The organism is Pontimicrobium aquaticum, from assembly GCF_005047595.1.
Lineage (GTDB): Bacteria > Bacteroidota > Bacteroidia > Flavobacteriales > Flavobacteriaceae > Pontimicrobium > Pontimicrobium aquaticum.
In genome coordinates this window covers 228958-241861 of sequence record NZ_SUPL01000001.1, presented here as the reverse complement: position 1 = coordinate 241861, position 12904 = coordinate 228958, and the positions used below count along the sequence as shown (strand labels likewise).

The following is a 12904-nucleotide window of genomic DNA, read 5'->3' as shown; positions in this document are numbered from 1 at the left end:
ATATAGATATAGGATTATTTTTCAGAAATTAGATTAAATATTTGATTTTCAGCAGCTATACACCTATAAAACACTAACCTATGGTTCTGGAAATTTCTAATTGCGATAATTGTTACAAGATAAAAGGTAATCTTACCAAAGAAAATCTTAGTATTTTTCAACATACTTTTAAAAATATTTTCTCTAAAGTTGATGAGCTTAAAATCAATATTGAAGGATTGGACAGTATTGACAGAGATGGAGTAAGTGCTATTACCAAACTTCACAACAGAGCTATTTCTAAAAACAAAAAACTCACAATTATTGGTTTGGGTTGTAAAGAACTTTATGAGCATATTAAAACGCATAGTGCTGCTTAATATTAGGTTTAATAAGTCGTCATGAAATCTTCAGTTAGAATTTTTCTTAAATAGAATAATAATTCTTTAGCATTTTCTTTACTAAACACAATAGGAGGTTTAATTTTCAAGACATTATGGTCTGGGCCATCAATACTCATTAAAATACCATGATCTTTCATTCTATTTGAGAGATAATCTGTTTGTGATGCTAAAGGATTCAAACTATCATCAACCAGCTCAATACCTAAAAACAAACCTTGACCACGTACATCACCAATTATTGGAAATTTTTTCGATAGCTTTTTTAGCTCAGCTTTTAAAAACTCACCTACCTCTAAAGCATTTTGTTGCAATTGTTCTGTTTTTACAGTTCGTAAAACTTCTGAAGCAATAGCACATGAAACAGGGTTACCACCAAAGGTGTTAAAATACTCCATGCCATTAGCAAATGCATCGGCAACTTTTTGTGTGCAAGCCACAGCAGCAACTGGATGACCATTACCAAGAGGCTTACCAATGGTTACAATATCTGGAACAACGTCATGAAGTTGAAACCCCCAAAACGTTTTTCCCATTCGACCACAACCTGTTTGAACTTCGTCAGAAATACAAACACCTCCTGCTTTTCGAACCATGCTATAAGCTTTTGATAAAAAACCTTCAGGTAATTCTACTTGTCCACCACAACTTATAATAGGCTCAATGATAAAGGCTGCAACATTACGTTTTTTGCTTTTTATATTATCAATGCAATGTTGTACTTCTTTAGCATAATTGTCTGCTGTATTTTCTCCTCGATATTTTCCTCTAAATGTATTTGGGATTGGAAATATATGTGTGTATTCAGGAGCACCTTTGCCACCTTTTCCATCAAATTTATAAGACGATATATCGACACACAAATTGGTATTGCCATGATAACCAAATTCACTAACAATAAAGTCTTTTTCTCCAGAATAGACCTTAGCCATTCTAATGGCCAATTCATTGGCTTCACTTCCTGAATTCACAAAATGAAGCACATTTAATTCAGGCGGTAAGGTTTCAATAAGTTCTTTAGCAAGTGCATTGATATTGTCGTGCAAATAGCGTGAATTGGTATTTAGTAAAGCCATTTGATCCTGTCCAGCCTTTACAACCCTAAAATGTTCATGGCCAACATGAGCCACATTATTTACTGTATCGAGATATTTTTGAGCAAATTGATCCATCAAATACACACCAGCACCTCTCACCATTTTAATGGGTGTTTTGTATTGTAGGCTCAAACTTTTACCTAAATGTTGTTTTCTGTAAGTAATAAGCTCATCATTTGTTGATGTATTTGAACTCTTAAGAGCATCAGATTTAAACAGCAAATTTGGGTCTGGACAAAGTCCTTCCCAAACATTGAGCTGTTTGAAATAAGCAACACCTGGAAAATCTACTTCATAATCTAGCATACTCATCATAATCTGAAAATGTAGGTGAGGTGCCCAATTACCGTTTTCTGGATAATTACCTAATTCGGCTATTTTATCGCCTTTTTTAATGATGTCTCCAAGTTGATGTTTTTTAGCACTTTCAACGGTATTATGTCCATACAAGGTGAAGAATTCGAAATTTTCAACACAATGTTTAAGAATCACTAAGCCACCATATTCTTTATCGCCAGCATCATTACAAGCTGTAACAACTTCGCCATCAAACAAGGCATGCACAGGAGTGTTGGCATGAAACCAAAAATCAATACCTAAGTGAATGGTTCTACTTTCACGACCATTATTTCCAACTTTATCATAAGCGGTTGAGGTATAAATAGGTCGAGGTTCTAAATAACCTCCTGCTATGACCTTGTTAGCATGTTTTGTTTGTAGCCTGTCAATTTTAAACTGAAATAAATCTAAATCATTAAATTCTTTTTCATGCCCTATCCAAGTGCTGGACACACTCAAATCAATATGATGAAAGTCATCACTTGAGGCATTAGGAAATAAATCAGATACTTTAAATATGTTTTTTAAAGCCCAATTGTTAAATTTTTCAGTATCAGGATGCGCTGGAAAACCACAAGCTACTCGAAAGCTATAATGTGCAAAATCCGAACTTATTTGATGCCATTTTTTTAAAACCTCCCAAGCTGGTTTTTCACTTATAAGTAAATATTCATTATTGGGTTCTTTAAACTTGTTTATAGCAGATTTAGTAACCGAAATAACCAAACGCATGGCAATGCAATTGTAAAGATGTTTTAGTTCTTCTTCTAGCAAAGGAAACGACTCATGATACCCTTTTACAATAGATAAAGCTGCATCTAAAGGGTCGTTATGATGCATGATAGCATAAGCGCAAGTAATGGCAACATCATTAATGATTTGTGTATAAACTGCATCGCCATAATCGATACATGCTTTTACTTTAGGGTTGATAAGCTCTGTTGAAACAACAATGTTATTATCATTAGCATCATTGTGAACGACACCTTTTCGAAGTTTGTCGTAATCACTTAGTGATAACTCAAATTCTTGTTGAAATGAAAGAAGAATTATTTGCTCATCAACTTCAAATAAATGAAGGTGTTCTTTAGTCCAAAGTGATTGTGCGGTATCCCACGCAAATTTACGATGGGCTTCTTTGTGGTCAAATGTTTGTAAAGCGTTGGTTAATAAACCACATTGCTCACCTAAACTAAAACGCAAATTATCTAATTGCGGATTTACTTGACTCCAAAGCCGTCCAGGAATCCACGTTAATAATCTTACAAAGATTATATTTTCAGCATCATCAGTTATTGAAGAAATGGACTCATTGTCAAAATTTTTAATGACTTTAGGTGCGACAATTTTTTCCTCATTTTTTTCAATATGTTGCAATAATTGCTGTTGAAAATCTAAATAGTTTTTATTCTCGTTCGGACGGGAAATTTTTAGAATATAGTCGTCATGACTCTCAGTTTTAATTCTAAAATTAAAATCAATTTCTCCTGGAAGCTCAAACGCTTTCCCTTTAATATTATAAAGCTGAAAAAGGATGTCTTCGGCTTCTTGAGTTGAGTATATAGTACTTTTTTTCAATGTAGCTAATCTGATGGTTAAGATTAGCTAAAAATAGAAAAATCTAATTGAGATTTATAGCATTTTAGTCTGTTTCTTATAAAAAGCTTCTTGCTGTTTTTTCATGAGTTCACGAGCAATTTTTTTCTTGTATGCATACAATTCTTCTTCTTCACTAATATCACCATATACTCGGTCATTAATGATGTTGTCAGTATTTAAAACGGCTTTTCGTTGATGCTCTTGTTGTTCTGCCCACGTTTTAAGTTTCGACTCGTTTTCTAAAAACTTAATGTCATACTCACCCTTTGGAGATAATAGTTTTGCAAAAATTGGTGATGTTTCAATCACTAAAAACAATAAGAAAATAAAGAAAGAAGGCAACCAAGGCAATTCACCTAGAGCATTGACACGCGCCATTAAACCATCAAAATTATCAATTATAGGTTGCGAGGTTGTTACGGCCGATTCGTAATCGGCATTTAATTGTGCTATTTGTGCTTCAGCAGCTATGATTTTAGCTTTATTGGTTTCTTTTAATTCTTGTAAAGTGGCTAATTCGGCATCATGTTTATCACGCTTTTCTTTATATACAGGCCCTTTGCCTAAAAGCATGGTGCCTTCACGTCCTTCGGCTTCAGCGATATATGTGTTGTAGTAATTGTTTACTTCGGCTTCTTTGGTGTCAATTTCATCTTGAAGTGCTTTAATATCACTAGTCAAAGATTCAACCGTTGGCGTGTATTGTTGTGCAATCTGTTCTTTATTGGCCAGTGTAAATTCGTTTTTTTGTTCCAATAAGACTTGATTAATTTCTTTTTCGAAAATCTTTAACTCTAATGGTTTTGAAATCACCACAGCAATAATGATTGCTAAAATAATTCTAGGAGAGGCTTGTATGAGTTCATCAATAATGTTGCCAGTTTTCTTGATAGTAGAAACGATATATCTATCTAAATTAAAGATAAGTAATCCCCAAACAAGACCAAATCCTATAGCTGTAAACAAATTGTCAAAAACGGTATAAAGGGCATAGCTAGCAGCTATAAAGGCCATAAATGCTGTAAAAAACACGGTTGCGCCAATGCCTGCATATTTGTTTTGCTCACCTTTGGAGCAGTTTTTTAAAATATCGGTGTCGGAACCTGAGCAGATGATGAAAAATTGCTGTAACATAGTGTCGTAGTTTTGATTGATCCTTCGACAAGCTCAGGACAAGTTTGTCTATTAGAACGCTTTTTTTTACTATTTGTTACAAAAAAGCCTCGAAAATCGAGGCTTTTGTTTTAGTAAACTGAAGATGTCCCTTTAATTATAATGTTGTCCGTTTCAAAATTAATAGATACACTATATTTGGTTTTCACAACTTCACCCTTTCTTATTCCAGGTTTTAATTTTGGAACAAGTTCTATTATTCGCCCTAATTCTTTTTTTAGGTCTTCATTTTTAGATGAGCTGCGTACCGAAGAGAGATGACCGTTTTTGTCTATGTTGAACATTACCAAAACAAACTTTCTATCTGCCTTTGATCTTACTTTATTAATAATTTCTAAATTAAGGTTTTTTTCAAAGTGATTAGTAAAACTTTCTGAGAGACATTTTCTAATTTCAAATTCAGAACTGGAATTGTTACAACCATTATACACTGGTGATTTGTCAACTAAAGATAACTTATACGGTTTTTCTTCTTGCGATGCTTTTTGTTGCGCAGCATATTCCCTCTTTTGTTCTGACATTGCCTTGCGTTCTTCAACGTGTTTAAGTTTTTCTTTAAGAAGAGCTACCTGTCGTTTTTCTTTTTCAATTTGCCGTTCTTTTACTTCCATTAGCTTCACACTTGCTAATTGCGCTTTTCGTTCTTCACTAATGGCTTGTCTTTCAACTACATGTTGCATTTTTTCCTGTTTTAGCTTTTCTTGGCGTTGTTCCATTTCAACTTGTCTTAATTCCACACGCCTTAGCTTTTCTTTTGCTAGTTCTTTTCTGCGTTCTTCACTAATAGCTCCCCTTTCAACAACACGTTGTAATTTTTCTTGTTTTAGATTTTCTTGTCGCTGCTTCATTTCGGCAACTCTTGCAAGCTTCACTTCTTGTGATGCTTTTCTTTGGGCAGCGTATTGTTCTTTTACTTCTTTAAGTTGAGCTCTTTCAGTACTTCTTGCTTCTCTCACTCTAGCCATTTTTTGTTTAGACTCTGCCACTGCTAGTTTATATTTTTTTATACTTTCTTCGTATTTTCTTTTTTGCTCAGGCGTTGCATTTTTAGGCATAGGTGGTGGAGGTGGAAACATGCTTATAGGAACTTCTACTTCTTCAATCATTTCACCAGACTTAGATTTACGTCTAGACACACTTTTAGGATATTTTTTGGCATATTTAGCAATTACTTTTTTATACTTGGCTTTTTGCTCAGGTGTAGCATCTGCTGGAATTGGTGGTGGAGGAGGCATTGCTGCTTCTACTTCTTTATCCGCCATAGGAGCTTTTGGTGCTGGAGGTGGCGGCGGAATACTAGGGAATGGCTCTGCATCCTTTTTTTGCGCATCGTTCATGATGCTGTAAAGGTACTTTAAACGCTCCACATCACTTTTTTTAACACGCATCTCATCTTTAGACATGTTGTTGTATTTTTTAGCAAGTTTATTATATTCCTTGAGCTGAGATTTTGTGACTTTTTGTTGTTTTGCTGGGGGAGGTGGAACGATCATGTTTTCTTTGTCCTTTTCTGTAAGCTCACTCCTTTTTTTATAAACAACTTTACCGTTTTTATATGTAATTTTTATATAAGGTTTAATTGGTGAAATAGGACGTTTAACTTTAGCTTTGTCTTTTGAAGACATTCTAAAGTACATGCCTCCTAAATCAGAGAAAACAACATCAATAGCCTGTTTTTCTTCTTTAGCCTTATGAACATAATGATTTCCACTGTCTTTTAAATCAATATAACTTGCATACTTCTTATTGTACTCTTTAACAATATCTAATTTTATTTCTTCTCCTTTTTCGTTGTAATATTTAGATACTTTGTTATTAAAAGTATAGTAGTACTTTATACCATCTATGGTAATAAACCAGTTTTTGTTTATCTTGTTGGTTATTGTTTCTTGAGAACTAGCTGATGGATATTTATCAATAGACTTAATACTTGTTTTTTCAACAACTTTAGTATCACTAAAGCTATATAGCATTAATGCTAGTAATGGTAATAGTATGAGGCTTCTGAGCCAAATACCTCGTGTTGTGGTTTGAGTTTTCATAACTGTAAATCGTTTTTTAATTAATGAATAATTTATGGCGTTTGCCAATTGTGGTTGTGCAGCACTTGATGAGAATGCTAAAATAATTTCTTGATATCTGTTTGTTTTGATGCCTTTTTGTAAGACGCTTTGGTCTGCTAAAAACTCGTGGTTTAATTTAATGGCGTGCTTAATAATATAGATTAACGGGTTAAACCAAAGCAGCACCTGTAAAGCTTCAATAAACACAACATCTATACTGTGTTTTTGATTAGCATGTGTTTGTTCGTGCCAAAAAACTTCCTCAGGAATATCGTTGGCCTCAAACTTAGATTTATTAAAAAAGATATAATTAAAAAAAGTGTGTGGGACAATTAAATCTTTTAATAATACATGCGTAAATTTATTATAATGTTGCTTAGGGTTGTGTTTGATTTTATGATTTAATAGGTACAAATTTCTAAAGAACTTAAAGCCAAATAGCAATACGCCAATTGTATAAATTAACCAAATGATGTAAGGCAAATAGTTGGTATTTGTTTCAGTAACAGCAATGCTATTAGTGATAAGTGCATCTTGAGTAGATAAACTAATAGTTTGATCTAATGGCTCAACATATTGTGTAAAAGTTACTAAAGGAATAACAATGGCTAAAACTAAGGCTCCTAAAAGATAGAAGCGTTTAAACATATGCATATTTTCCTTTTCAAGAACGAGCTTATAAAACACTAATAATATAAGCAAGCATGCCGAAAATTTTAAAAGATACAACCCCATTTTTATTTCTTTTTAATTTCACTGTCTATTAGCTCTTTTAGACTTTCCAGTTCATCTTTACTCAAGTTCGTTTCTTTGGTAAAGAACGATGCAAATTGTGTGGCACTATCATTAAAAAAGTTTTTTATAAGTCCGTTTACATGCTTGGAAAAGTAATCTTTCTTTTTTACAAGCGGATAGTATTCCCTAGATTTTCCGTAAAGATTATAAGCAACAAATCCTTTTCCAGCCATACGTTTTAATAAGGTGGCAATTGTTGTGGTTGCAGGTTTAGGGTCGTCATAAGCCTCTAAAATATCTTTCATAAATGCCTTTTCAAGTCGCCATAAATGTTGCATTAACTGCTCTTCGGTTTTAGATAACTGCATAGCTCTACAAAATTAGAATTAACTCTACAAATGTAGAATAAAAAAAATAAAAACCAAATATTTATTTTAAAATAGGAACAATTTTAACAAGTAAATAGAGGTTTCTGTAACAAATGTTACTGTGTAGCTTAAAGTTATGCACTACATTTACAAAACATTTAGAGCAATAAAAGTTTAGTTAGTTGGCTTTATTTGTTGATTTTAATGTTTGATTTTATAGACAATAAAAAAGGTTCGTTAAGTTTAAAACGAGCCTTTTTTTATAAATGACTTATATTTGATAAGGAATACTTAACAAACCCAAAATGAATAAGCTTACGACTTTTATTGTAATGACATTCTTAATGTCGTTTGCAATGTCTGCTCAAACAGTTTCAGACTTAATGAATAAGGTGAGTCAAGATACGTTGACGAAAACTATTCGCGAATTTTCTGGTGAAGATCAAGCTACTGTCAATGGAAGTACTGTTACTATTTTAAACAGACAGAGTGCTAATAACGATTTAGCTGCTAATTATTTAATAGAAAAACTATCTAAATACAATAATTTAACCATTAACGATCAAGCTTATACAGTTACATATGGTTCTACAACTTATAATGGACGAAACATTATTGCTACACAATTAGGTAAAACCAATCCAGACAATATCTACATTATTTGTGCACATTACGACACTGTAGCCGATTACTGTGCCGATGATAATGCCAGCGGAACCACAGCTATATTGGAAATTGCCAGAATACTATCGACGCAATGTTTTGATAATACTATTGTTTATGCCCTTTGGGATGAAGAAGAAGATGGATTGGTAGGCTCTAGATATTATGCTAATGCAGCAGGAGCTAATGGCGATACTATTTTAGGTGTTTTAAATTTGGATATGATGGCTCACGATAGTGATGGTGATAACGACTTTGACATTGATGTTAGAAACATTGCAGGTTCTTTAACTGTAAAGGACGATATATTAACAGCATTGACAAATTCAGGGCTAAATTTAAATGTCAATGTGGTAAATCCTGGAACAGCTGCATCTGATCATGCATGGTTTTGGAGTAATGGGTATCCAGCTGTGTTAATGGGAGAATCGTGGTTTAATAATGATGAAACACCAAATTACCATACTGCTAATGATAGATTTTCCGATTTAGATATGGACTATTTTACAGATTTAACAAAGTTGTCATTATACTATATAGCGACAAAAGGAAGCTTGCAACCTATTGATAATACAGTGACAGCAACAGTATCTAATATTTCTGCAAATCAACCTGGAGCAACATACCAATGGTTAGATTGTGATAATAATATGACTGTAATTCCTTCTGAAACAGGACAAACCTTTACACCATCATCCAATGGTAATTATGCCGTAGAAGTAACTGTAGGTTCCTGCGTAGAAGTTAGTAGCTGTGTAAACTTTAATACACTTGATATTGATGGGTTTAACAAGGAAAGTATTGAAGTGTTTCCAAACCCAGTAACCTCAAAATTGAATATTAAAATCCCTGAAAACATACATAAAGCAATGCTATCTATAGTGTCGATTGAAGGAAAAGAGGTTTTAAAAAAGCCTATTGATAAACAATATATTGAAGTCGATTTTTCACCATTTTCTAATGGTATTTATTTTGTGAATATTGAAAACGAAGGACGAACGTTATCCTATAAAGTTGTAAAGGAATAAACCCATTATGCATTTTGATTAAAATTTGTCAATTCGAGTGAATTTCACGATCGAAAATGAGTGAAATTAGTATCGAGAATCAAATTTTTGTTTCAAACGAAGAGTTCTCGATACAATTTTCTATTGAAAATGACTCGAACTGACATAAAATAATGTTTAATGAGTCAAAATGTACAATAGGTAGGAATGCTATTTGTTAACCATCCTTTTTTTAGACAACACACTTTCAATAATTACGGTTAACATAATTAAACTGCCACCAATAACGGTGTTTAGTTTAGGAACCTCTCCTAAGAAAAAGTAAGCAATAATAATCCCATAAATAGGCAAAAAGCTGCTAATAATACTTGCTGAACTTGCTGAGAAATATTTTAAACTGTGTACAAATAGAGAATGTCCAATGGCAGTTGTGAGTAGTGCTAACAAAATCACATAAGGATACTGAGTTTTAATTCCGCTGGTATCCATAACAAATATAAAAGGTACTAATACAATGGTTAACACAATCAGCTGATAAATCATTAATGTTGTACCATGATAATTTTTGGCGTGCTTCTTTAAAATCAAAATTCGTAAAGCATAGCAAACAGCCGAAAGTATTCCTAATAGCAATCCTTTAACTTGCGAGTTTTCAAGATTTAACTCAGGCGATAAAATATAAATACCTGCTAAAATGAGTAACCCTAAAAACACATGACTTATTTCGAGTTTTATTTTTGTAAAAAAAGGTTCTAACAACGCAGTAATTACAGGAAATGTATATAACGACAACATGCCTATAGCTACATTGGATAGTTTCAGCGAATAAAAATAGGTTATCCAATGCGCGCCGAGAAACAACGCACTAATAATTATGGTTGGTAAATCTTTTTTCGATTTAGGAGCTAAACGAATTCTAACAATTTTAGAAAAAATAAACAAAAGCACCAAAGCCAATGCACAACGCCACCATACAATAACTGGCGTTGGCATTGCAATAAATTTACCCAAAGCACCTGAGGTGCTAATAAATAATGTGGCTAAACTTAGTTCTAACAGTCGAACTAAATGGTCATTCTTCATTCATGCTTTATTAAGCAGTAATTTGATTAAAAATTATCTAATGAAAACTCTTTAGGAGGTTCCATATTCAATAAATGTTTTACCCAATAATCCCAACGCCTTCTTGTCATGTAGTCAGTCATGTCACCATAACCATGTCTTTTATTTGGGAATAAAATAAAATCAAAATCTTTATTGGCTTTAATTAAGGCTTCAACAACCAACATCGTGTTTGATGGAGGTACATTATTATCCATTGAGCCATGAGTTATAAGAAGTTTTCCCTTTAAGTTTTCAGCTATCAACTGGTTTGCTTGATTGTCATAATTTGTTGTGCCACTTTCTTTATCGGTAACTAAAAGCCCTTGCCATTTTTCGCCCCAATCTGCTTCGTAATTTCTGTTATCGTGATTTCCTGCACCAGAAACAGCTACTTTATAAAAATCTGGGTAAGCAAATAATGCTCTTGTTGATGCAAAACCACCACCAGAATGTCCCCAAATACCAACGCGATCAAGATCCATTCCTTTATATTGTTCAGCTAATTGCTTAATAGTTGCTATATTATCAGGAATACCATTGTCGCCCATATTTCCGTAATAAAAATCGTGGAAAGATTTAGAACGTCCCGGAGTTCCCATAGCATTTACAGCGACTACTACAAAACCTAATTCTGCCACGGCTTGATAATCTCTACTTACTGCGCTAAAACCAAAACCACGAACACTGCCAGATTGTGGACCAGGATAAATGTAATTTAACACAGGATATGAGCCTGTTTCTGAGTAATGACTAGGTAAGTACATAATACCGTATAAATCGGTTTTATTATCTCTTGCCTTTACATTAAACTCGATTGGTTGCTGCCAGTTGTTGGCTTTTAATCTAGTAATATCAGCGGTTTCTAAGTCAACTATTTTTTCTCCATTTCTATTTCTTAACACAGCTATAGGAGGATTTTCGACTGTAGAATAGGTGTCAACAAAATAATCGTAATTAGGTGAAAAATTGATGCTATGTGTTCCAGCATCTGGTGTTAAATTAGTCAAATTATTACCATCAAAATCTACTTTGTATAAGTATTGATGATATGGGTTTCCGTCTTCTTTTCCACCTGCTGTAAAAAATAATTCTCTACTGTCTTCATCAATATGTATTAATTGCTGAACAGCCCATTCACCTTTAGTTATTTGCTGTTTTAAATTTCCAGTTGCTAAATCGTATAAGTATAAATGTCCCCAATTATCTCTTTCGGAAAACCAAATCACTTCATTGCTTTTCTCTAATAAATGCCAGTTTCTCATTCTCACACCAGATTCGAAATAGGTTTCAGTTTCTTCTTTTAAAACTGAGCGAACATCACCAGTATTTGAATTGGCAATTCTTAAATGTGCAATTTTATGATCTCTTGAAGATGATACAAAAGACAATTGAGACCCATCTTCACTCCATTCTACATCCAAAAACTCACCACCTCTTCCAGCAATATGATCGGTTGTTGTGGAACGTTGAAAATCCGATTCCATTTTTAGTTGTGTCATTCTTGGTGTACCATCTAAATGAATAATAACACGCTCAATTTTAAATACTTTTAAATCTCCAGGTAAAGGGTGTTTCCAAGCTTCCAGTCTAGGATGACCAACATTTGTGGAGGTTAAATACATTTCGCCAACACCTCGTGCATCTTGCCTGAAAGTGGCAATTTTATCAGAATTAGGTGACCATTTTAAAACGGCATTATCCCCTTTGGTCCATCCTGCGTTGTTAATCGCATAGCTGTAATCTTCAATACCATCAAATGTTAACTGTGTTTTTTTATTAGTATTTACATCTCTTACCCAAAGGTTGAAATTGTCTATATAAGCAGCTAATTTTCCGTTAGGAGATAGATGTTCAATGCGACCTACTTCTGGCGAAGTATCTTTAAAATCTGAAATTGAAAAATCAGCAAGATTACAAGAATAATTATTCCCATCATAAGAGAATGTAAGGCTGTTTGAATTTTTTGAATAATCAACATTTCTTAATGATAAATCTTTTGCATCAATGGTTTCATCTAGTTTTGATGATAAACTAGAAGCCAGTTTTTCAATATCAAAAGCCATTGTTTTTTCTTTGGAAGTAGGATTTACAAGAATGTATTCGTTACCATTTTCAGTTTGCTTTGAATATAAAAAAGAACCATCGTCTAGCCATTTTTGACTTGTAATTTGATTAGAAATAAGCTTATTTAAATCACTACTCATATGAGCAGTAGCTTTTTTATAGTCGGCTTCGGTAAGTTGTTTTTTTTCAGAAGAGGTTGAATTTGAACAGCTGAAAACCGTTGAAATTGTAAAAACTATTACAATTAATTGTACAAATTTAGATTTCATGAGAATTATGTTTTAGTTGGATGTATAAATGTAAGGAATTTGG

8 protein-coding genes are annotated in these 12904 nt (G+C 33.2%); 2 read left to right on the top strand and 6 right to left on the bottom strand.

The genetic code is table 11. The features are described from left to right. Positions 1 to 80 precede the first annotated feature (80 nt). Complete coding sequence (locus tag E5167_RS01105) at positions 81 to 359, top strand: hypothetical protein (protein WP_239021914.1); 279 nt, start codon at positions 81 to 83, stop codon at positions 357 to 359. An 8-nt stretch (positions 360 to 367) separates the two neighbouring features. On the opposite strand, the gene E5167_RS01100 is transcribed toward E5167_RS01105, so the two are convergent. The 4 genes from E5167_RS01100 to E5167_RS01085 form a co-directional block, all read right to left on the bottom strand. Continuing rightward, on the bottom strand, positions 368 to 3394 hold the full coding sequence (locus E5167_RS01100) for an aminotransferase class III-fold pyridoxal phosphate-dependent enzyme (RefSeq protein WP_239021913.1): 3027 nt from the start codon (positions 3392 to 3394) through the stop codon (positions 368 to 370). A 54-nt stretch (positions 3395 to 3448) separates the two neighbouring features. Next, positions 3449 to 4549: a DUF4407 domain-containing protein gene (locus E5167_RS01095; protein ID WP_136840158.1), complete on the bottom strand. Its 1101-nt coding sequence runs from the start codon at positions 4547 to 4549 to the stop codon at positions 3449 to 3451. Between the two features lie 110 nt (positions 4550 to 4659). After that, the gene (locus E5167_RS01090) at positions 4660 to 7386 is read right to left on the bottom strand and encodes a M56 family metallopeptidase (protein WP_136840156.1); all 2727 of its coding nucleotides are present in this window, start codon (positions 7384 to 7386) and stop codon (positions 4660 to 4662) included. A 2-nt stretch (positions 7387 to 7388) separates the two neighbouring features. After that, positions 7389 to 7754, bottom strand: a complete 366-nt coding sequence (locus tag E5167_RS01085; RefSeq protein ID WP_136840154.1) for a BlaI/MecI/CopY family transcriptional regulator — start codon at positions 7752 to 7754, stop codon at positions 7389 to 7391. Between the two features lie 305 nt (positions 7755 to 8059). Between E5167_RS01085 and E5167_RS01080 the strand changes: the two genes are divergently transcribed. Further along, on the top strand, positions 8060 to 9445 hold the full coding sequence (locus E5167_RS01080) for a M28 family peptidase (protein WP_136840152.1): 1386 nt from the start codon (positions 8060 to 8062) through the stop codon (positions 9443 to 9445). A 189-nt stretch (positions 9446 to 9634) separates the two neighbouring features. Here E5167_RS01080 and E5167_RS01075 read toward each other — a convergent pair whose 3' ends face one another. After that, positions 9635 to 10507, bottom strand: coding sequence for a DMT family transporter (locus E5167_RS01075; protein WP_136840150.1), 873 nt, complete (start codon positions 10505 to 10507; stop codon positions 9635 to 9637). A 26-nt stretch (positions 10508 to 10533) separates the two neighbouring features. After that, entirely contained in the window at positions 10534 to 12861 is a 2328-nt protein-coding gene (locus E5167_RS01070) for a S9 family peptidase (protein WP_136840148.1), read from the bottom strand. Between the last annotated feature and the right edge of the window lie 43 nt (positions 12862 to 12904).